Origin of the sequence: Vibrio sp. Isolate34 (assembly GCF_022397915.1) — a bacterium.
GTDB lineage: Bacteria > Pseudomonadota > Gammaproteobacteria > Enterobacterales > Vibrionaceae > Vibrio.
This window is the reverse complement of record NZ_JAKEUO010000026.1, coordinates 30,560-51,864: the sequence shown is the minus strand read 5'-3', so window position 1 is coordinate 51,864 and position 21,305 is coordinate 30,560. Positions and strand designations below refer to the sequence as shown.

19 protein-coding genes are annotated in these 21,305 nt (G+C 44.9%); 10 read left to right on the top strand and 9 right to left on the bottom strand.

The genetic code is table 11. The features are described 5' to 3' along the window. Nucleotides 1–45 precede the first annotated feature (45 nt). Nucleotides 46–1,170: an alanine dehydrogenase gene (ald, locus tag L1D22_RS20375; RefSeq protein WP_239831041.1), complete on the bottom strand. Its 1,125-nt coding sequence runs from the start codon at nt 1,168–1,170 to the stop codon at nt 46–48. Between the two features lie 156 nt (nt 1,171–1,326). On the opposite strand from ald, the gene lrp reads away from it, so the two are divergent. The 5 genes from lrp (at nt 1,327) to serS (ending at nt 8,684) form a co-directional block, all read left to right on the top strand. After that, nucleotides 1,327–1,821 (top strand): leucine-responsive transcriptional regulator Lrp, encoded by a 495-nt coding sequence (lrp, locus tag L1D22_RS20370; protein ID WP_004734558.1) that lies wholly within the window; start codon nt 1,327–1,329, stop codon nt 1,819–1,821. Nucleotides 1,822–1,984: 163 nt separating this feature from the next. Continuing rightward, nucleotides 1,985–5,143: a DNA translocase FtsK 4TM domain-containing protein gene (locus tag L1D22_RS20365; RefSeq protein ID WP_239831040.1), complete on the top strand. Its 3,159-nt coding sequence runs from the start codon at nt 1,985–1,987 to the stop codon at nt 5,141–5,143. 75 nt (nt 5,144–5,218) lie between these two features. Beyond that, on the top strand, nt 5,219–5,815 hold the full coding sequence (gene lolA, locus L1D22_RS20360; RefSeq protein WP_017630264.1) for an outer membrane lipoprotein chaperone LolA: 597 nt from the start codon (nt 5,219–5,221) through the stop codon (nt 5,813–5,815). Between the two features lie 63 nt (nt 5,816–5,878). Further along, complete coding sequence (locus L1D22_RS20355) at nt 5,879–7,234, top strand: replication-associated recombination protein A (RefSeq protein ID WP_239831039.1); 1,356 nt, start codon at nt 5,879–5,881, stop codon at nt 7,232–7,234. A 142-nt stretch (nt 7,235–7,376) separates the two neighbouring features. After that, the gene (gene serS, locus L1D22_RS20350; protein ID WP_010439959.1) at nt 7,377–8,684 is read left to right on the top strand and encodes a serine--tRNA ligase; all 1,308 of its coding nucleotides are present in this window, start codon (nt 7,377–7,379) and stop codon (nt 8,682–8,684) included. A 130-nt stretch (nt 8,685–8,814) separates the two neighbouring features. Here serS and L1D22_RS20345 read toward each other — a convergent pair whose 3' ends face one another. From L1D22_RS20345 to bioA, 6 genes are all read right to left on the bottom strand, one after another. Continuing rightward, nucleotides 8,815–10,491, bottom strand: coding sequence for a response regulator (locus tag L1D22_RS20345; RefSeq protein ID WP_239831038.1), 1,677 nt, complete (start codon nt 10,489–10,491; stop codon nt 8,815–8,817). Nucleotides 10,492–10,598: 107 nt separating this feature from the next. Next, complete coding sequence (locus tag L1D22_RS22350; RefSeq protein WP_275665152.1) at nt 10,599–10,778, bottom strand: EAL domain-containing protein; 180 nt, start codon at nt 10,776–10,778, stop codon at nt 10,599–10,601. Then, complete coding sequence (locus L1D22_RS20340) at nt 10,732–11,400, bottom strand: EAL domain-containing protein (protein WP_275665151.1); 669 nt, start codon at nt 11,398–11,400, stop codon at nt 10,732–10,734. The genes L1D22_RS22350 and L1D22_RS20340 overlap by 47 nt, the downstream gene beginning before the upstream one ends. A gap of 84 nt (nt 11,401–11,484) precedes the next feature. Then, on the bottom strand, nt 11,485–12,171 hold the full coding sequence (locus L1D22_RS20335; RefSeq protein ID WP_239831037.1) for a response regulator: 687 nt from the start codon (nt 12,169–12,171) through the stop codon (nt 11,485–11,487). Nucleotides 12,172–12,195: 24 nt separating this feature from the next. Beyond that, on the bottom strand, nt 12,196–12,588 hold the full coding sequence (locus L1D22_RS20330; RefSeq protein ID WP_239831036.1) for a transporter substrate-binding domain-containing protein: 393 nt from the start codon (nt 12,586–12,588) through the stop codon (nt 12,196–12,198). A gap of 387 nt (nt 12,589–12,975) precedes the next feature. Then, complete coding sequence (gene bioA, locus L1D22_RS20325; protein WP_239831035.1) at nt 12,976–14,259, bottom strand: adenosylmethionine--8-amino-7-oxononanoate transaminase; 1,284 nt, start codon at nt 14,257–14,259, stop codon at nt 12,976–12,978. Between the two features lie 160 nt (nt 14,260–14,419). On the opposite strand from bioA, the gene bioB reads away from it, so the two are divergent. From bioB to bioD, 4 genes are read left to right on the top strand one after another with little or no spacing between them, the layout of a single operon-like run. Beyond that, nucleotides 14,420–15,472 carry a biotin synthase BioB gene (gene bioB, locus L1D22_RS20320; RefSeq protein WP_048609384.1) on the top strand — a complete coding sequence of 351 codons (1,053 nt, stop codon included), beginning with the start codon at nt 14,420–14,422 and terminating at the stop codon, nt 15,470–15,472. Further along, entirely contained in the window at nt 15,459–16,670 is a 1,212-nt protein-coding gene (bioF, locus tag L1D22_RS20315; RefSeq protein WP_239831034.1) for an 8-amino-7-oxononanoate synthase, read from the top strand. Before bioB ends, bioF begins: the two co-directional genes overlap by 14 nt. After that, complete coding sequence (gene bioC, locus L1D22_RS20310) at nt 16,671–17,474, top strand: malonyl-ACP O-methyltransferase BioC (protein ID WP_239831033.1); 804 nt, start codon at nt 16,671–16,673, stop codon at nt 17,472–17,474. Continuing rightward, entirely contained in the window at nt 17,471–18,154 is a 684-nt protein-coding gene (bioD, locus tag L1D22_RS20305) for a dethiobiotin synthase (RefSeq protein WP_239831032.1), read from the top strand. The genes bioC and bioD overlap by 4 nt, the downstream gene beginning before the upstream one ends. An 84-nt stretch (nt 18,155–18,238) precedes the next feature. On the opposite strand, the gene L1D22_RS20300 is transcribed toward bioD, so the two are convergent. Further along, nucleotides 18,239–18,406: a hypothetical protein gene (locus tag L1D22_RS20300; protein ID WP_017057057.1), complete on the bottom strand. Its 168-nt coding sequence runs from the start codon at nt 18,404–18,406 to the stop codon at nt 18,239–18,241. Between the two features lie 275 nt (nt 18,407–18,681). On the opposite strand from L1D22_RS20300, the gene htpX reads away from it, so the two are divergent. Next, nucleotides 18,682–19,545, top strand: a complete 864-nt coding sequence (htpX, locus tag L1D22_RS20295) for a protease HtpX (protein WP_239831031.1) — start codon at nt 18,682–18,684, stop codon at nt 19,543–19,545. A gap of 314 nt (nt 19,546–19,859) precedes the next feature. Here the strand turns inward: htpX and purB are convergent, their stop codons facing one another. Continuing rightward, entirely contained in the window at nt 19,860–21,230 is a 1,371-nt protein-coding gene (gene purB, locus L1D22_RS20290) for an adenylosuccinate lyase (RefSeq protein WP_176681636.1), read from the bottom strand. Nucleotides 21,231–21,305: the final 75 nt, after the last annotated feature.

Genomic DNA, 21,305 nt, shown 5'->3' with positions numbered 1-21,305 from the left:
AACGCTTCAACGAGAAAATTTTACGCTCAGTTAGTCACTACATCATTAGTTAAACATTGCGATAGCTTCTGCTGGGTCTACGTATTCTAGGTCAAAGCTCTCTGCTACTTCTTTACAAGTCACTTTACCGTGGATTACGTTTAGACCTTCTAGGAAGCCTTTATCAGATAGAAGTGCTTCGCGGTAGCCTTTGTTCGCTAGCTTAACAATGTAAGGAAGTGTTGCATTGTTTAGTGCGTAAGTTGAAGTACGAGCAACGGCACCTGGCATGTTAGCAACACAGTAGTGAACTACATCGTCAACGATGTAAGTTGGGTCTGCGTGAGTTGTAGCGTGTGAAGTTTCGAAACAACCACCTTGGTCGATTGCAACGTCAACAACCGCTGAACCTGGCTTCATCTTCGCGATGTGATCTTTTGTAACAAGTTTAGGAGCCGCTGCACCTGGGATTAGTACTGCACCAATCACTAGGTCTGCTTCTAGAACATGCTTCTCGATAGCGTCTTCAGTAGAATAAACCACTTTTGCGCGACCTTGGAATTCTTCATCAAGGCGACGAAGCGTATCTACGTTACGGTCAAGAATTGTCACATCTGCGCGAAGACCAACAGCCATACGTGCTGCGTTAGCACCTACAACACCGCCGCCAACGACAACAACTTTTGCTGGTTCAACACCAGGAACGCCACCAAGAAGAAGACCACAACCACCGTTAGATTTCTCTAATGTTTGTGCACCTGCTTGAATAGACATACGACCAGCGACTTCAGACATTGGTGCTAATAGTGGCAAGCGACCCATATTATCTGTTACAGTCTCATAGGCTACGCAGACAGCTTTGCTCTTGATCAGCTCTTCAGTTTGTGGAAAATCTGGTGCAAGGTGTAAATAGGTAAATAATATTTGCCCTTCGCGAAGCATAGCTCGCTCGACAGCTTGAGGTTCTTTAACCTTTACAATCATCTCTGCTTTCGCGAAAACGTCAGCAGCAGTAGGAAGAATGGATGCGCCTACAGCGATGTAATCATCGTCTGAAAAACCGATACCAGTACCGGCATTGGTTTCTACAAAAACTTGGTGGCTGTGTGAGATAAGTTCTCTCACGCTAGCTGGGGTCATACCAACGCGGTATTCGTGGTTTTTGATTTCCTTAGGTACGCCAATGATCATCCTGACTCCTCATTTTATTTTGGTTGTTTTATCTATGTGTAGGGTAATTCTGTCGAATTAATATCTAGTATAGATATGTTCAGATAAAATTTGATACTGAATATTAAAAAGTTGTAGTATATTTTTTTGCAAGGAAGTAATAAGGTGGAATAAAAAATGGCAGACAATTATAAGAAGCCGTCCAAGGAACTAGATCGTATTGACCGCAACATTCTTAATGAGTTGCAAAAAGACGGTCGTATCTCAAACGTTGAACTCTCAAAACGAGTAGGACTTTCTCCAACTCCATGTCTTGAGCGTGTTCGTCGTTTAGAACGTCAAGGTTACATTACTGGGTACACAGCGTTGCTGAACCCACAGTACCTTGATGCTTCACTTTTAGTGTTTGTTGAAATTACTTTGAACCGTGGTGCGCCAGATGTGTTCGAACAATTCAACACCGCTGTTCAGAAACTTGATGACATCCAAGAGTGTCATTTAGTGTCGGGTGATTTTGACTATCTTCTAAAAACACGTGTATCGGATATGGGTGCTTACCGTAAGTTACTGGGTGATACGTTATTGCGTCTACCAGGCGTAAATGACACTCGTACCTACGTTGTAATGGAAGAAGTGAAACAAACTAATCAACTTGTGATTAAAACTCGTTAATCACAATTGGTGAAATGAAAGAAAGCGGACTTTTGTTCCGCTTTCTTGCTTTCTGGAATTGGGTTTTTCGGTTTGATATGGTTAAATCAACAGTAGTTTCATTGAAACGAGCGGCGTGTGCCGCTCGCTATGTTTTTATCCCGTTTAATTATTAAGTTGGTTTATGTTCAAGCAGAGCAGTAATAAAGTAGAAACAATCATTAAAACGAGTGAAGAGCCTCAGTCTCCTCGTTTGAATGGTTCTCAACGTCTTAAAGAGTGCAGCCTGATTCTGGGTGTTCTCTTCTCTATTCTACTTGCCGTTGCGTTATTAACCTTTAGTCCTGCAGACCCATCATGGTCGCAAACGGCGTGGGGTGGTGACATTCAAAATGCCGGTGGTTACCTAGGTGCATGGTTAGCGGATACGCTGTTCTTTGTATTTGGTTCTCTTGCTTACCCTCTGCCTATCTTAGTCACGGTTGCCGCGTGGGTATTGTTCCGCAAACGTAATGAAGACGAACAGATAGACTTTATGCTTTGGGGCACTCGCTTACTTGGTCTTACGGTCCTTATCCTTACTAGCTGTGGTTTGGCGGATATCAATTTTGATGACATCTGGTACTTCTCATCAGGTGGTGTTGTAGGTGATGTATTAACTAGCCTTGCACTTCCAACTCTAAATGTTCTTGGTAGCACACTCGTTCTTCTTTTCTTATGGGGCGCTGGTTTTACTCTGCTAACGGGTATTTCTTGGTTAAGCATTGTTGAATGGTTGGGTGAACGTGCGATCAAGCTGTTCACGTCTGTTGTAAACAAGGCGCGCGGCCAAGACCAAGAGTTGCTTGAGCCTCAGTTAAGAGAGTCAGCAGACCGTGATTTAATTGAAGAGCGTCACCAAGAGCCTACTTACCGCGACGTTCCTGCTATAGAAGACAACAAACAATCAACAGAGCAAGATCAGCTTGATCCAGCACTGAGCTTCTCTGCGACCAATGATTCGTCAGATGCGGCTGCAAGTGCGCTAGAGAGTGCTGCGACACCGAAGCGTCATTACAATATTCACATGCCCGTTGAGGCACCTACCAAGCAAGAAGTTTCAGCTCAAGCAGAACCTCAGATTCAGCGTCAACCTGAAGTTGAACCTGAGCCGATCCCTGTAGCGCCGGTTTACCAAGCGCCAGAAGAGCCTTTAGAAGAAGGTGTTGAACGTTCTAAGCAGCTCAATGCCACTATCGAGCAGCTAGAAAGCGCCGCTATGTATGAAGATGACCTTGCTGAGCAAGAGCAGGTTGACGCGCATGAATCTCAGGTCGCGTATCAGCAATACATGCAGAATGAGCAACAAGATGTTACTCCTACAGATACGGATCTTGAAAGTGCAGAACCAGAAATCAATAGCTCGCCAGAAGTAACGAGTGGATACGATGCTGAAGATGTTCAGCCTGAATCTCTATATGCTTCACCAATGGGTGAGCCAGAGGATACGCTACAAGAAGATTTCTCCGCACAAGCTTCACCGTTTGATGTAACGGAAGAGCAGAATGACGAACAGACTTTCGCTTCTGCAGTTCCACAGACTGAAATCGAGCAAGCTGATTCAGAATTGACCGATGAGCCATTTGAACCTTTCTCTTACCAAGAAGAACATTCAGAGCCATCACAGCCAACAGAACAAAGCTTTGAGCCAGCGGTTGATCTTCCTTGGGAAGAAGTGACAGAAGACGAACCTCTAAACCAAGATAAAGACATAGAAGCGTTCCAAAGCATTGTCTCTGAAGCGCAAGCGAATATGGCGGCGGCGCAGAACCCGTTCTTGGTTCAGCAAGATGTTAACTTGCCGAAGCCTGCAGAGCCTCTACCAACGCTTGAGTTGTTGTTCCACCCTGAAAAGCGTGAAACCTTCATTGACCGTGATGCACTAGAAGCGATTGCGCGTTTGGTTGAATCGAAACTTGCGGATTACAAGATAAAAGCCGACGTCGTCGACATTTTCCCAGGTCCAGTGATCACTCGATTTGAGTTGGATTTGGCTCCAGGTGTGAAAGTAAGCCGTATTTCGGGCCTTTCTATGGACTTGGCGCGTTCTCTGTCTGCATTAGCAGTACGTGTCGTTGAGGTTATTCCAGGTAAACCTTATGTGGGCTTAGAATTGCCGAACATGAGTCGCCAAACGGTATTCTTCTCTGATGTGGTAGGTAGCACTCAGTTCCAAGAAGCGAAATCGCCAACGACAGTGGTTCTAGGACAAGACATCGCTGGTGAAGCCGTGATTGCTGACCTATCGAAAATGCCTCACGTTCTTGTTGCAGGTACGACTGGTTCTGGTAAATCGGTAGGTGTGAACGTGATGATCTTGAGTATGCTATATAAAGCATCTCCAGAAGATGTTCGCTTCATCATGATTGACCCGAAAATGCTTGAGCTATCAGTTTATGAGGGTATCCCTCACCTGCTATCTGAAGTCGTTACTGACATGAAAGATGCGTCAAACGCCCTTCGCTGGTGTGTAGGCGAAATGGAACGTCGTTATAAGCTCATGTCGGCGTTAGGTGTTCGTAACATTAAAGGCTACAACGATAAACTTAAGATGGCCGCTGATGCGGGTCACCCAATCCATGATCCATTATGGAAACCGGGCGATAGCATGGACCCAGAAGCGCCATTGCTAGAGAAGCTGCCTTACATTGTGGTTATCGTCGATGAATTTGCCGACCTAATCATGGTAGTAGGTAAGAAGGTTGAAGAGTTGATTGCACGTTTGGCACAAAAAGCACGTGCAGCGGGTGTTCACTTGATTCTTGCGACTCAACGTCCATCGGTAGATGTGATTACGGGTTTGATTAAAGCCAACATCCCAACGCGTGTTGCCTTTACCGTATCAACCAAAACCGACTCACGAACCATTCTTGACCAAGGTGGCGCGGAGTCGTTACTTGGTATGGGTGATATGCTTTATCTACCGCCGGGTTCTAGCCATACCATCCGTGTTCACGGTGCCTTTGCATCGGATGATGATGTACACGCGGTAGTGAACAACTGGAAGGCACGTGGTAAGCCAAACTATATTGATGAAATCACTAACGGTGAACAAACGCCTGAAACCTTGCTTCCGGGCGAGAAGATGGAAGGCGATGAAGAGGTCGATCCTCTGTTTGATCAAGTAGTAGAACACGTTGTTCACTCGCGTCGTGGTTCGGTTTCTGGCGTACAGCGTCGATTCAAGATCGGTTACAACCGTGCTGCACGTATTGTTGAGCAACTTGAAGCTCAAGGTATCGTAAGTGCGCCGGGTCATAACGGTAACCGAGAAGTCTTAGCACCAGCGCCACCAAAAGATTAGTTCTACTAGGAACTCATGCCCATTAAGTCGGTCAAATCGAGAATATGACCGACTTATGTTTTAACAGGATTATTGATGAAAAAAGTATTCGCACTTTTATTTATGAGCTTCTCAGTGTTTGCTTCTCCGAAAGAAGAGCTGAGTAGCCGTTTGGCATTGAACGCAGGTTTTAGTGCTGACTTTAAACAAGTCGTAACCAGCCCTGATGGTGATGTAGTAATGGAAGGTGAGGGCACAGTAGAGATTGCACGTCCTAGCTTATTCCGCTGGGAAACCACTTTCCCTGATGAAAACCTATTGGTATCTGATGGTCAGAGCTTGTGGTACTACAGCCCGTTCATTGAGCAAGTGAGTATTTACTGGCAAGAACAAGCGACATCGCAAACGCCTTTCGTACTGCTGACTCGCAACCAAGAAAGCGATTGGGATAACTACAACGTCGCACAAACCGGTAACCAATTTACGTTAACACCAACTGCTGTGGATTCTAACCAAGGTGATTTTCAGATTAACATCACTGAAAAGGGTATTGTTCAGGGCTTTAACGTGATTGAACAAGATGGCCAGAAAGGTGAGTTTACTTTCAGTAATGTTGATTTAGGTAAACCATCAGCAGACCGCTTTACTTTTGTGGCGCCAGAAGGTGTCGAGGTCGACGACCAAAGAAATTGATCCAAACAGGCAGATCGTTTGGTCGTAAGTCGATAGGCATGATGCCATCAACGTATCAAGAGATTGCAATTGAGTAATTACAGCTTAGATTTTGCAGGGGACGAAGATTTTCGTCCCCTTGCTGCTCGTATGAGACCTGAAACTATTGAACAGTACATCGGTCAGCAGCATATATTGGGTCCAGGTAAACCACTTCGCAGAGCGTTGGAAGCGGGCCATATTCACTCCATGATTTTATGGGGGCCTCCGGGTACCGGTAAAACCACGTTGGCGGAAGTGGCTGCAAATTACGCCAGTGCAGAAGTGGAGCGCGTATCAGCGGTAACATCGGGTGTGAAAGACATTCGTATCGCCATTGAGAAAGCCCGAGAAAACAAACAAGCAGGACGCAGAACGATTCTGTTTGTGGACGAAGTCCATCGCTTCAATAAGAGCCAGCAAGATGCCTTTCTTCCTCATATTGAAGATGGCACGGTCACCTTTATCGGCGCGACTACAGAAAACCCTTCTTTTGAATTGAACAACGCTTTGTTGTCACGTGCGCGTGTCTACAAACTGACTTCTCTCAATACTGACGATATCTCCCTTGTTATTCGCCAAGCGATTGAAGATAAACAGCGTGGATTGGGTGATGTGTCTGCCGACTTCGCTGATAACGTCTTAGACCGTCTCGCTGAGTTGGTAAACGGTGATGCACGCATGTCGCTCAATTACCTTGAGCTGCTGTACGACATGGCAGAAGATAACGATAAAGGTGAGAAAGCGATAACGCTGCAGTTGCTCGCTGAAGTGGCAGGTGAGAAGGTCGCTCGTTTCGATAATAAGGGCGATATTTGGTACGACCTAATCTCTGCGGTTCATAAGTCGATTCGTGGTTCGAACCCTGATGCGGCGCTGTATTGGTCGGCGCGAATGATTGCCGCGGGTTGTGACCCTCTGTATATCGTAAGGCGTTTACTGGCGATCGCTTCTGAAGATATTGGTAACGCCGACCCAAGGGCGATGCAGGTCGCGATGTCTGCTTGGGATTGCTTCACTCGCATTGGCCCTGCTGAAGGGGAACGCGCGATTGCTCAAGCGGTTGTTTATTTAGCGTGTGCACCAAAGAGTAATGCCGTTTACACCGCTTGGAAGCAAGCGTTAACCGATGCACATAATCTTCCTGAGTATGAAGTGCCTCATCATTTACGAAATGCGCCGACAACTTTGATGAAGGACATGGGCTACGGACAAGAATACCGTTATGCTCATGACGAACCGGGTGCCTACGCGGCTGGCGAAAAGTATCTGCCTCCTGAAATGGGAGAGAAACAATACTATTTCCCAACAAAACGAGGCTTAGAGACCAAAATTGGCGAGAAGCTAGATTATCTGGCGGATTTGGACGCAAAAAGCCCACAAAAACGCTATGAAAAGTAGTCTTTTTTGGATATCGTTACCTAGTCATAAAATTTATATTAAATCGTTAAAAGTTGGTCGAAATAGCACCAGTTTTAGGGGTTTAGCAGTGATTCAGTAGCAAACTACTGAATATTCAAATAACTAAAGCATAGGATTAGCAATGCTGGATTCTAAATTACTTCGAGCTGAGCTGGATGAAACAGCGGCAAAATTAGCACGTCGAGGCTTCACCCTTGATGTAGAGACAATTCGTGAACTTGAAGAAAAACGTAAGTCCCTTCAGATGAAAACTGAAGAGCTGCAAGCGTTACGTAACTCTCGATCGAAGTCCATTGGTCAAGCGAAAGCAAAAGGCGACCATGAAGAAGCTGAGCGTATCCTTGCAGAAGTAGGCAACTTAGGCGCAGAACTAGACCAAGCTAAAGTAGCATTGGCTGACCTTCAATCTGAGCTAGAAACGATCACAATGTCTATTCCTAACCTTCCTGACGCAGAAGTACCAGATGGTAAAGATGAAGACGATAACGTAGAAGTTTCTCGTTGGGGCCAACCTAAGACTTACGACTTCGAAGTAAAAGATCACGTTGACCTAGGCGAAATGTCTGGCGGTCTTGATTTTGCTAGCGCAGTTAAAATCTCTGGTTCTCGTTTCATCGTGATGAAAGGCAAATTTGCACGTCTACACCGTGCTATTGCTCAGTTCATGCTGGATCTTCACACTGATGAGCACGGCTACACAGAAATGTACGTACCGTACCTAGTGAACCACGATAGCCTATACGGTACTGGTCAACTTCCTAAGTTCGGCGAAGACTTGTTCCACACAAGCCCGCTAACTGAGCAAGTAAGTGACGTACCTCTTAAGACTCTATCGCTTATCCCAACTGCAGAAGTACCGGTAACGAACATGGTTCGTGACACGATTACTGATGAAGCTGAACTGCCACTTAAGATGACAGCTCACACACCATGTTTCCGTTCTGAAGCAGGTTCTTACGGTCGTGACACTCGTGGTCTTATCCGTATGCACCAATTCGACAAAGTTGAACTAGTACAAATCACTAAACCAGAAGACTCTATGGCAGCTCTTGAAGAGCTAACCGGTCACGCTGAGAAAGTACTTCAACTTCTAGAGCTTCCTTACCGTAAAGTGATTCTATGTACGGGCGACATGGGCTTCGGTTCTGCGAAAACTTACGACTTAGAAGTATGGGTTCCAGCACAAGAGACTTACCGTGAAATCTCTTCTTGTTCAAACATGTGGGATTTCCAAGCGCGTCGTATGCAAGCTCGTTTCCGTCGTAAAGGCGAAAAGAAACCTGAACTTGTACACACACTAAACGGTTCTGGTCTTGCTGTAGGTCGTACTATGGTTGCTATTCTTGAGAACAACCAAGAAGCTGATGGCCGTATTGCTATCCCAGCAGTACTTCAGCCATACATGGGCGGCGTAACGCACATCGGTTAATCTAATTATTTAGCGCCTCGCGTGAAATAGATGATTTAAAAGGCTTTGCTGTAATGGCAAAGCCTTTTTTGTATGTGGCAGTTATTTTTTGTATGCGGTAGCCCGATAGGGAAGTAAATTCAAAGAACCTCTACATAAAAGAGAAGCTGGCTTTAGCAGCAGTATCTGCTTGCTTACATACTAGATCGGCTTGTTTACAGGCTAATAGCGCTTTTCGGTAATAGCTTTGATAGTTGTTTTTTGTCAGCTCATCAATGGTATAAAGCTGGGTGATCACTTCATCACATTGCTTGATGATAGTGAGCCCTTGCTTAGCACCCATAGAATCTGGCCAAATCACAGAAAGCAGTTTTACGATGTTCATACAGACATTTTTGATCATCGGGCAGCGCTTATGAATGTCTAAGTAAGCCAAGAGCACCAATTTATAGTCTGATTGGCCTTGCTTAATACTGATGTTCTTCCCTTTAAGCCATGTCATTTTTTCTGTGTTGCGATTTTTCATCTCAGCATACATCGTCATCTGACTCGAAAGAACGGTTTCGTTTGCTGTTTTGATGATCAACCTGCCGCAGCGATTCTCTGCGACTTTAAATTCGTTCTCACAATTCATTCTGTCCAACAACCATGCGTGGTGATAAATCACTGGGAATGCATTGAAGTCATTCTTGTCGTGCAGTGCGGTCAAAATAGTCACCGCCTTTTGATATTGCTTGGATTCCATTGCAATGTGAGCCGCGATAAGCGCTAAGTCCGTTTGAAGCCTAGCTCTTGCCTCGGTCGGGATCTTAGAAATCAGGTAATTGACCTGATCCAAATTCGTTTGTTTATCAATGTCATCAGACGCGCAATAGAGCAAGAAACGAATATGATTCAACTTCATGTACAAGTTGTCACGGAAGGTGTCTCTGTTGATCTGCACGTAGTTTTGATAGTGAAGCAGCGCAGTTCTCGAGTCATTCACCGACAAGCATAGATTAGCGATTGCCAACTCTCGCTCTGAATTTCCAGGGGTCAGTTCGCTTGCCAACTTAAAGTGTGTAATCGCTGCAGGAATTTTATTGCTGATCAAGTTGACCTGAGCTAAGTGGCCTCCTTGATCTCGATACAAGGTGCTGGTGGGCGCTGAATCAATCAAGCTTTCGATCATGCGTTGTGCTTTATTAAGCTGACCTAAGTTCGCTAGACTGTTCGCCAGTCCGACTTGAGGCCAATCGAAACGGCCTTCATCAAGCGCTTTTTCATAAACACGCTGAGCTTCGTCGTAGAGCTCAAGTTTCGATAGAAAACTTCGACGAAACTGTTGAATCGTCGTGAAATATTCTGGATGGGATGCGATTAACTCTTCGCAGAACTCTAAGCCCGCTTGGTAGTTGTTTTCACTTTCAGCCTTATAGATATTCTGCAACACCAGCTTCTTTTTTAGAGAACTGGTAATACGTTGCTTCAACGTTTCGCGGTTGAACGGCTTTAATAGGTAGTTATCTGGTCGAAGCTCTAAGATAGGGCGGATCGATAAAGCCGAGTTTTCGCCGGTCACAAGAATAAATATCCCGTCGTCTTTTAATCTTTTGGATTGCTTCAACTCTTCAAATAGCTGTTTGCCGTTGATGGTGTTGCCAAAGTTATAATCGCAAATGATCACATCAAAGGTTGTGTCGCTTGTGAGAGCTATTGCTATACGAGGTGACTTAGCAATTGAAATCAAACGCTCTGAGAAGCCAATATGAACCAACATATTGCGAATAGTTGATAGCACTATCGCTGAGTCATCAACGATAAGTGCATTTAATTGAGTTAATTTCATGTTTATTTTAAATTATTTACTAACGTGAATTCCGAAAAGCTTGCAGGCTTTGAAGTAATAAAACCTTGATATTTGGTCATGCCAATTGTTTTTAAGTATTCAAGGTCTTACTGCTGTTCTACACCTTCGACAATACAAGAAAGGCCAAGGTTTTCTGCCAAATTGATGCAAGCTTTCGTTAGAATCTGATTCTTTTTGTTTTCGCTAATGTTGTTTACAAAACTGCGATCTACTTTTAGCTCAGTAAACAGTAAACAGTAAACTAGACAACTGAGACAAAGACGCATAACCCGTCCCGAAATCATCAACTGACAATCCAACGCCCAACATGCTGAGTTTTGCGATGTTCTTATAACAATGCGGATCCAGTAGGATCGTTTCGTGCTCTGTAATTTCTAGTGTCAGCAGTGACGGATCAATTTTGTATTTGTCACATAAGCTTGCGACTTGGTCGGCAATCTCAAGCTTCAATGTTGATTGTTCAATATTGATCGCAAAGTGGATCGGCTTACGCATCGACGAGATATCTTTCAGAGCCAGCTCAAGCACGGTGAAGAAAAGTCGATCCATCAGTCCAAGTTGACGCAATGTGTCCATGAAATGGAAAGGTGTGAGCAACCCTAATTCTGGATGCATGATGCGAGCAAGTACCTCAACACCCACCAATGTCGATTGTTCAACGTCATGTTGCGTCTGATAAGCATCGGTGAACCATTCATTTTCAAAGGCTTCAATGGTCTGCTGTTCATCTAACTTAACTTCGGTCGGCAGAATAGACTTAGCGGTTTGGATTCGTTTATACGACGACAACAAACGCTGGATATGCGTTTCATCGACCGGCTTCGGTATCGCTTTAATGTTTGGATTAGGCTCTAGCAACATCGCTTTGTCTGAGCCGAACGAATCCAAAATAACGGTCGCGATTTGAAGCTGTTCTTCTGGGCTGTAATTCTGTGCCCAAGATTGTTCAGCTTGGATCGTTTCTACTGCTTGTTAGGGCATTAACTCTTCAATCGCACATGCGAGCTCTTCAAACGAATAAGGCTTGTAGATCACTTGATCCATACCCACACGTTCAGCCTTCTCAATAACCAGCTTCGAGTCTTCGGCTGTACAGCCAATAATTGGCAAGTGTTTCAGCTTGTCGAGTGAACGAATCTTCTCTGTCAATTGATAGCCATCCATGTTCGGCATATGGCAATCGGTGATGATGATATCGACGAGTGTTTCGCTGTTTTCTAATTCTTCCATCGCTTCTTGGCCGTCTTTTACTATGACCGTCTTTAAACCAAAGCGCTTAAGCTGTTTTGCAAACAATAAGCGGTTGATTGGGTCGTCATCGGCGATAAGCGCGGTTCCGGTAAAGTGGTACTCTGACGCCGGAGTATGAGTCACGCTTTTGCCTTGAGCTGTGATATCGCTCAGCAATAGATCTGGATACAGGTTCTGCCATTGTGTAGAGCGCTCAATTTCCTGACTGTAATCGTTCATCTGATTATCGATTTTCCAAGCTTTAAGCCACGCCAAGATCTCTCTGTCTTCAGAGTACATCGGTGTAACCACTTTAATTGGGCTCGCTGTTCCTTTAATTGGTAAGCTCACCGAAACCTTAGTGCCTAGCCCCAACTTGCTTTCAATTTTTAGGTCACCGTTCATCATGTTGACTAGGCGTTGGACCACCGTAATTCCCAGTCCTGTGCCACCTTAGCGTCGACTAATGCTGCGGTCGCCTTGTGCGAAAGGTTGAAACGCACGAGCGATCTGTTGGTCAGACACCCCTTGCAGATTGAGCAGTTGGCAGAACAGTGAACTTTTAATGCATACCCATTTTAATTGGTCGTGCGGCGTATTCTTAGCGACATCGTCTCTGTACCAATACACATTTTGAATGTCATATAAGCTGTCTGAAAACTCAAATTGTTCAGCTCTTCTGTGTGTTTCCGCAAAGCCAATGGTTAAGTCAGCTTCACCGCTAGCAATCGCAGATAACAAGGCTCTTGAAGAGAAGTACTCTTTTACTTCCACTTCTACATTTAAGTAATTCCTAAGCATACCTTGGACGCTATCGCACGTGTCTTGATTGCGATTTGACGACAAAGTCTTCCCAAACTTGATTAAACAGGTACATAGGTTTCGCAATGATTAGCTTCTGTTTATTTTGGATATAGCTATGCTGGGCTGCACTTAATGTGGTTTCTTCGGCTGTACTGGAAAAAGAGAGTGCAGTTAGAGCGATTAATAGGAGAAACAGGGTCTTCATAAAGTTAGCGAGCGATGAAAAGTCCCGCATTCTATGACGACATTTTATTCAGCCGCTAATACAATTTTTGAATTTATTTTTGTCGAGAGGGTAAATAAGAATTGTGATTATCTTCTTAATAAATCCCTTCTTAAACAGAGGCTTAATTTTAATAATTCAGCCTGTTTTTTACAGGCTGAATCGGTAATTTTTATATTGAATACATTAAGATCTATTTAAAACAATTAGGTCTCTTTGAAACAATCAGGACGACTAAGTGCCTTATCAATGGCTGAAACGAGCTGCTCAATATGTTCAGGTTTGCTAATGAAAGGAGGCATCATATAGATCAACTTGCCAAATGGGCGTATCCAAACGCCTTGTTCAACAAAGTGAGCTTGAATGGTTTCCATATCGACAGGTGAAAGGGTTTCAACTACACCAATCGCGCCCAACCAGCGAACGTCTTTAACCAGTGCATGCTCTCGTAAAGGTGGCAGCAATTCAGAGAAAAGCTGTTCAATCTGCTGAGTCTGACTCTGCCAATGGCTTTGCTCTATGATGGATAAACTTGCCGCGCCGACCGCGCAAGCTAATGGGTTACCCATAAAGGTTGGACCGTGCATAAAGCAGCCTGCTTCACCGCCACATACGGTGTCTGCGACTTCTTTGCTCGCTAGTGTTGCTGAAAGGGTCATGTAGCCACCAGTCAGCGCTTTGCCTAAGCATAGAATGTCCGGTTGAATGTCGGCATGTTCACATGCGAACAGTTTCCCAGTACGGCCAAATCCGGTCGCAATCTCATCCAAAATCAACAATACGTTGAATTCATCACACAGCAAGCGCACTTGTTTCAAGAATTCCGGGTGGTAGATACGCATGCCGCCAGCGCCTTGAACGATCGGCTCTAAGATCACGGCAGCGACTTCTTGATGATGTGTTGCGAGCTTTTCACGGAAGCTGTTTATGTCGTTAGCGTCCCATTGTTCCCAAAAACCTGTTTTCGGTGAATCGGCAAAAATGTGTTCAGGCAAAAAGCCTTTGTAGAGGCTGTGCATCGAGTTGTCAGGGTCGGTCACTGACATCGCTGCAAAGGTATCACCGTGATAGCCATCTCTGAGTGTGAGGAACTTCGAACGAGGTTGTCCTTTGGCATGCCAGTATTGAAGCGCCATTTTAAGACTCACTTCTACGGCTACTGAGCCTGAATCGGCCAAGAACACATGTTCAAGATTACTTGGTGCGAGCTTCAGCAGCTTCTTACATAAATCGATGGCAGGCTGGTGGGTGATACCACCAAACATAACGTGTGAAACCTTATCTATTTGGCTATGAGCAGCGGCATTCAGATCTGGATGATTGTAGCCGTGAATGGTTGACCACCAAGACGACATGCCATCAATAATTCGTTTTCCGCCTTCTAATTCTAAGTAAACACCGTCAGCATTGGTAACTGGGTAGCAGGTCAGAGGTGTTAACGTTGATGTGTAGGGATGCCAGATATGCTGGCGATCAAAGGCGAGATCCATAGTAACTTCCATTCTTGGTGTGATTAAAAAATAACCAGATGTAAACTTTTGATATTATCAATGTGTTGACAGTCTAAAGCTTGTCGGTAGACTAGCCAAGCATAAATGCAAACTCTAGACACAGAGTTGTAACATCAAAAAAATAAAAAAGGATCGACACGTGGAAGTTCGTCATGACTGGACAGTTGCTGAAGTAACAGCGCTGCTTGAAAAACCGTTTATGGATTTAATGTTTGAAGCTCAAGTCGTTCATAGACAGTACCAAGAGCACAACCACGTGCAAGTGAGTACGCTTTTATCGATAAAGACAGGTGCTTGTCCTGAAGATTGTAAGTACTGTCCTCAAAGTGCTCACTACCGAACGGATGTCGACAAAGAACGCTTAATGGAAGTTGAACGTGTTTTGGATGCGGCGCAAAAAGCCAAGAATGCGGGCTCAACTCGCTTCTGTATGGGCGCGGCATGGAAAAACCCGAAAGAACGCGATATGCCTCACCTAACTGACATGATCAAAGGTGTGAAAGGCATGGGCCTAGAAACCTGTATGACATTGGGCATGTTAACGCCTGATCAAGCAGGTGAGCTCGCAGACGCTGGTTTGGATTACTACAACCATAACCTTGATACGTCTCCAGAGTTCTACGGTAGCATTATTACCACTCGTACTTACCAAGATCGTTTAGACACGTTGTCTCACGTGCGTGATGCCGGAATGAAGATTTGTTCTGGTGGCATCATCGGTATGGGCGAAAGCACCAATGACCGCGCAGGCCTTCTGGTAGAGCTTGCGAACCTTCCAGTACACCCAGAAAGTGTGCCAATTAACATGCTTGTAAAAGTGAAAGGCACACCGATGGAAAACGTCGATGATGTTGAGTCTTTCGACTTCATCAAGCTGATTGCGATTGCTCGTATTATGATGCCAATGTCTGCTGTTCGTTTATCTGCAGGCCGTGAGAACATGAACGAACAGATGCAGGCGATGTGTTTCATGGCAGGTGCGAACTCTATCTTCTACGGTTGTAAGCTACTGACGACGCCAAACCCTGATGAAGACACGGATATGCAGTTGTTTAAGAAGTTGGGTATCAACAGCCAAGAAGTGGCTCAAAAGCCAGACGAAATTCAAGAAAACGAACTGTTAGATCAAGTGGTGGAGCGCGTTGCGGCTCGTCCAACTAAAGATGACATGTTCTACGATGCCACTGTTTAAAGCTCGCATTAAAGAAGCCCTTGTTCATCGCCATGAGCAAGGGTTGACTCGTCAACTCAAGGTGCTAGAAAACAGCAATAGTCCTTTGCTCAATAGCGAAGGTTCTAGTTTCATCAATTTTTCGAGTAATGATTATTTAGGTCTGGCGAACGATCCTGAACTGGTCGATGCATGGCAAACAGGTCTTTCCCAATATGGTGCTGGAAGTGCGGCATCGCCATTGGTTACAGGCTTTAGTCCAGCTCATCGAAACTTAGAGGCTCTGCTGTGTGAATGGCTTGGCTTCGAACGTGCCATTCTGTTTAGCTCTGGTTTCAGTGCCAATCAAGCCTTGTTGTTTTCTCTGCTCGAAAAAGACGACTCATTACTGCAAGACAAACTTAACCACGCTTCTTTGATGGAAGCGGGGATGCTTTCTCCTGCAACAATGAAACGTTTTAAGCATAACGACACGCAACATCTGGAGTCGTTACTGAGCCGTTCTCCACAATCCTTGGTTGTGACGGAAGGTGTGTTCAGCATGGACGGCGATCAAGCGCCTCTCTGCCAGATATCTAACCTGACTCATCAATACGACAGTTGGCTCGCGGTTGATGATGCACACGGTATTGGCGTATTGGGTGATAAAGGGGCGGGGAGCTGCAACGCTTCGCAAATAACGCCTGATATCTTGGTGGTGACCTTTGGTAAAGCATTTGGCCTATCTGGTGCTGCGATTTTGTGTTCATCAGAAGTGGGTGACTACTTAACTCAATTTGCTCGTCATCATGTGTATTCGACGGCAATGCCACCTGCACAAGCGGTGGCTTTGTCTCATGCGTGTCAGATGATTCAAACGCAAGAGTGGCGTCGTGAGAAGCTAACCGAGTTAGGGGCTCTCTATGCAGCGCAGATGAATGGCGTACAAGGTTTTGTTGATACTCAGACTCCGATTAAGCCGTTTGTGATCGGTGAAGCTCAGGCTGCGCTCTCCGTTGCTGAAGAATTAAAGCGTAACCAAGTTTGGGTTACTGCAATTAGGCCACCCACGGTTCCGACTGGGACAGCGCGTCTGCGTATTACGTTAACCGCCAGTCACGCTCAAAAGCAGATCCTTCAGTTAACCCGTTCGTTACGTCATGCAGTAGAAACAAATCTTGAATCAAGCTTTGAATCGAATAGTGAAACTAACACCGAAATAAATAATGAGGCTAAGTAAATGTCACAAGAAGCAGTCGTGCATAATTACGTAGGCCAAGATAAGAATGCGATTGCCGAAGCTTTCGGTAAAGCAGCAACAACCTATGACAAACACGCTGAGTTTCAGCGCGATGTCGGCCACCGATTACTGGATAAGTTACCAACCGACCTCTCAGGTTTAAAGGTGCTCGATTTAGGTTGTGGTACGGGTTATTTCTCCGAACAGATAGCGAAGCGTGGTGCTGAGGTAGTGTGTGCTGACCTATCTATTGGAATGTTAAAAGCGGCAGAACAACGCTGCGGCTCATTGGTCGCTTTATATCAACAAGCTGACGCTGAACAATTGCCGTTTGAAGATGGATGTTTCGACATCGTTTTTTCAAGCTTAGCGTTGCAATGGTGTGATGATTTATCGTCGCCTTTGAAAGAGATGAAGCGTGTTACAGCGACTGGTGGACGTGTAATTTTCTCAACTTTGCTTGATGGGTCACTGTTTGAGCTGGAAAAGTCATGGTCAAAAATTGACGCACATCAACACGTTAACCATTTTATTACAATCAATCAGGTAAAAATTGCGTTAGCGCAATCTAGCTGTACTGCTCATCAACTAGACTTGCCCACCATCACCGTTTGGTACGATACTGCGTTTGAACTGATGCGCGACCTTAAAGGCATTGGCGCTAATCACGTAAGTGGTCGCTCACAAGGTTTAACAAGTCGCCGTATGATGCAGCTTGTTGAACGGGAATATCGAGAGTTTAAAAACCATCAAGGTTTCTTACCAGCAACATATCAAGTTTGTTTAGGGGTTATTCAATTATGATTGATGCATTATTCATTGCAGGTACGGATACCGAAGTGGGAAAAACTGTGGTTTCAAAAGCGATTCTTCAAGCTTTGGCCGCACAAGATTTATCAACAATTGGCTACAAGCCAGTTGCTGCAGGGTGTGAACAATACCCTGAAGGGTTACGTAACAGTGATGCGCTTCATCTTCAAGAAGCGGCGACGCAAGATATTGCTTACGAAGACGTGAACCCGTACGCGTTGCTACTACCATCATCACCTCACATCGCAGCTAAGCATGACGGTGTCGTGATTGATGAAGCGGTATTATCGGCGAAATTAGACGAGCATAAGCAACACTCGGACATCGTTCTAGTTGAAGGTGCAGGTGGCTGGCGTGTGCCTGTTTCAGATGACGAATACTTGTCTAGCTGGGTCAAGAAAGAGCAACTTCCAGTTGTATTGACCGTTGGTATTAAGCTGGGTTGTTTGAGCCATGCTCTGCTAACTGCTGAAGCGATTCGTGCTGACGGATTAAACTTAGTTGGTTGGGTAGCAAACCGTATTAATCCAGGCACTGAGCACTACGCTGATATTATTGCGATGCTTGAAGATAAGCTAGGTGCGCCAAAGTTAGGTGAGATCCCTTACGTACCAAAAGCGAAGTCTAAAAATATTGGTAAGTACATTAATGTACAGCCATTGCTTGAGCTTTAATTCTCAAGTTATACGAGAAATAAGAAAAGGGCTGCGATTGCAGCCCTTTTGCTATTTTAAGCCTGTGTAGAGTTAAGCTTGGGATCAATGTTCTTTTGTAAGTCCCATTAGTGCTTGTTGTGTCTCTGTTATATTGGTTTGCGCTGCTTGTGGCGTAAGAATACCGATCTGTTTCTTTGCTTCTTCTTCAGTAATCCCTAGGTGACAGCACAGTAAATCGATAGCCATTTGAGTGTTAGTACCTTCAACCATGATCCTTTCCTTTTGTTCCATGAACTAGCCAATACAGTAATTGACTGACACTCTAAACGGATCGCTGGTGGTTAACCATACTACTTAGGTCTAATGGACGATTGAGAAATGAACCACTCCCGTAATCAAATGTTGCAATTTAATGCTTAACCTTGTTTTCTTAATCTAAGACTATATGTATAAGTAAGTATAAGTCTCAAGGTTGGAATAAATTGCTGTCTGCCTTGCCTATAACAATAAGTTTGATAAAAACAGCTTTCATGCGGAGATAAGTAATGAAGCGAGTAATGTTGTTCCTTGCAACCAACCTTGCGGTTGTATTGGTTCTAAGTGTTGTTCTTAATATTGTATACGCAGTGACAGGTATGCAACCAGGAAGCCTCTCAGGCTTGCTGTTAATGGCTGCGGTATTTGGTTTTGGCGGCTCATTCATTTCATTAATGATGTCAAAGAAAATGGCGCTGCGCTCAGTTGGCGGCATAGTCATTGAAAGCCCACGTAATGAAACAGAACATTGGTTGATGGAGACGGTAAGCCGTCAAGCTCAACAAGTTGGTATTGGTATGCCAACAGTGGCGATCTACGATTCACCAGACATCAACGCATTCGCAACCGGCGCTAAGCGTGATGATTCATTGGTAGCGGTATCAACAGGCCTGCTACACAACATGACACGTGACGAAGCTGAAGCGGTATTAGCGCATGAAGTTAGCCACATCGCAAACGGCGACATGGTGACAATGACGCTAATGCAAGGCGTTGTGAACACGTTCGTTATCTTCCTTTCTCGTTTCATCGCGAACATTGTTGCGTCGAATGACAACGAAGAAGAGGGTGGCAGCAACATGATGGTGTACTTCGGTGTATCTATGGTGCTGGAATTGGTATTTGGTTTCTTGGCAAGCTTCATTACGATGTGGTACAGCCGTCATCGTGAATTCCATGCCGATGCAGGTGCTGCGCACTTGGTAGGCAAAGAGAAGATGATTGCAGCGCTAGAGCGTCTAAAAGTGAGCCACGAGCCACAGCTAGAAGGTTCTATGATGGCGTTTGGCATCAACGGTAAGAAATCTCTTACTGAACTACTAATGAGCCACCCACCACTAGATAAGCGTATTGCGTCTCTACGTAACATGTAATGTCTAATACGATTAGTCATCGCTAGTCGATAAGAATAATCTAAAGGCTTCCATCGGGAGGCCTTTTTTGATCTTGGCGTTTAAGATAACAAGTGTTGATACATGAGATATGAGAGATGAGAGATGAGAGATGAGATATGAGGTGCAGCTGTCGCTAGGTGATTACATTGAATCAGTAGGGGGCGAGTAGGTCAGTTGGAGAAGACTTGGTGTTTTTATGCTTACGACTCTTGTGTCGATAGATTTAGTTTCGCGCAATAAAAAGGCTTCCACATGGGAAGCCTTAGTCTATTCTGCAATTCGAAAATCGAATCTTACAGCTTGTCAGTTAGCTCGATTGCTTGACCGATGTAGTTCGCTGGAGTCATCTCTTTCAGACGAACTTTCTCGTCTGCAGGGATTTCTAGACCATCGATGAATGCACGCATGCCTTCGCCGTCTACACGCTTACCACGAGTTAGCTCTTTAAGCTTCTCGTATGGCTTCTCGATGCCGTAACGACGCATTACTGTCTGTACTGGTTCAGCAAGAACTTCCCAGTTCTTGTCCAGTTCAGCAAGTAGTGCTTCACGGTTAACTTCTAGCTTGCTAATACCTTTCAGCGTTGAAGTGTATGCAATGATTGCGTAGCCAACACCAACACCTAGGTTACGAAGAACCGTAGAGTCAGTTAGGTCACGTTGCCAGCGAGAAACTGGAAGTTTCTGTGCTAGGTGACCAAATACAGCGTTAGCTAGACCAAGGTTGCCTTCAGAGTTTTCGAAGTCAATTGGGTTAACTTTATGCGGCATTGTAGAAGAACCGATTTCGCCAGCGATAGTCTTCTGCTTGAAGTGACCAAGAGCGATGTAGCCCCAAACGTCACGGTCGAAGTCTAGAAGAATCGTGTTGAAACGAGCAACTGCGTCGAATAGCTCTGCGATGTAATCGTGAGGTTCGATTTGAGTTGTGTAAGGGTTCCAAGTTACGCCAAGAGATTCAGTGATGAACTCTTCAGAGAACTGGTGCCATTCAACTTCTGGGTATGCAGAAAGGTGTGCGTTGTAGTTGCCTACCGCGCCGTTGATTTTCGCTAGGATCTCAACGCTTTCGATTTGCTTGTATTGACGTTCCATACGGTACGCAACGTTAGCCATCTCTTTACCCATAGTAGAAGGAGAAGCTGGCTGGCCGTGTGTACGAGACAGTAGAGGAATATCACGGTACTCGTTCGCAAGTGCTTTGATAGCATCGATTACGTTACGAATTTCTGGAAGAATCACTGTGTCACGAGCTTCTTTAAGCATAAGCGCGTGAGATGTGTTGTTGATGTCTTCAGAAGTACATGCAAAGTGAATGAATTCGTTAACTGCGTGAAGCTCAGGAACGCCCGCAACTTTCTCTTTCAAGAAGTACTCAACCGCTTTTACGTCGTGGTTTGTTGTGCGCTCGATCTCTTTGATACGTAGAGCGTCTTCTTCGCTGAAGTTAGCGGCTAGTTCATCAAGAAACTGGTTAGCTTCTGCACTGAACGCTGGTACTTCTTTGATTGCATCAGTAGCTGCAAGCTTTTGTAACCAACGAATTTCAACGATAGAGCGGTACTTTAGTAGTCCAAACTCACTAAAGATGCTGCGTAATGCAATAGTCTTACTTCCGTAACGGCCGTCTACTGGTGAAACAGCAGTCAATGCTGACAGTTCCATGGTGTTCTCCTGAATTGAGTTTTCTAAATTTTGAGAGGTTTATACCAGTAACAATCTCAATTGTCACGCACATTG

Excerpts from the sequence above, each read along its gene's own strand:
- ald (WP_239831041.1), bottom strand. The coding sequence starts at position 1,170 with ATGATCATTGGCGTACCTAAGGAAATCAAAAACCACGAATACCGCGTT.
- lrp (WP_004734558.1), top strand. The coding sequence starts at position 1,327 with ATGGCAGACAATTATAAGAAGCCGTCCAAGGAACTAGATCGTATTGAC.
- L1D22_RS20365 (WP_239831040.1), top strand. The coding sequence starts at position 1,985 with ATGTTCAAGCAGAGCAGTAATAAAGTAGAAACAATCATTAAAACGAGT.
- lolA (WP_017630264.1), top strand. The coding sequence starts at position 5,219 with ATGAAAAAAGTATTCGCACTTTTATTTATGAGCTTCTCAGTGTTTGCT.
- serS (WP_010439959.1), top strand. The coding sequence starts at position 7,377 with ATGCTGGATTCTAAATTACTTCGAGCTGAGCTGGATGAAACAGCGGCA.
- L1D22_RS20345 (WP_239831038.1), bottom strand. The coding sequence starts at position 10,491 with ATGAAATTAACTCAATTAAATGCACTTATCGTTGATGACTCAGCGATA.
- L1D22_RS22350 (WP_275665152.1), bottom strand. The coding sequence starts at position 10,778 with ATGCGTCTTTGTCTCAGTTGTCTAGTTTACTGTTTACTGTTTACTGAG.
- bioA (WP_239831035.1), bottom strand. The coding sequence starts at position 14,259 with ATGGATCTCGCCTTTGATCGCCAGCATATCTGGCATCCCTACACATCA.
- bioF (WP_239831034.1), top strand. The coding sequence starts at position 15,459 with ATGCCACTGTTTAAAGCTCGCATTAAAGAAGCCCTTGTTCATCGCCAT.
- bioC (WP_239831033.1), top strand. The coding sequence starts at position 16,671 with ATGTCACAAGAAGCAGTCGTGCATAATTACGTAGGCCAAGATAAGAAT.
- bioD (WP_239831032.1), top strand. The coding sequence starts at position 17,471 with ATGATTGATGCATTATTCATTGCAGGTACGGATACCGAAGTGGGAAAA.
- L1D22_RS20300 (WP_017057057.1), bottom strand. The coding sequence starts at position 18,406 with ATGGTTGAAGGTACTAACACTCAAATGGCTATCGATTTACTGTGCTGT.
- htpX (WP_239831031.1), top strand. The coding sequence starts at position 18,682 with ATGAAGCGAGTAATGTTGTTCCTTGCAACCAACCTTGCGGTTGTATTG.
- purB (WP_176681636.1), bottom strand. The coding sequence starts at position 21,230 with ATGGAACTGTCAGCATTGACTGCTGTTTCACCAGTAGACGGCCGTTAC.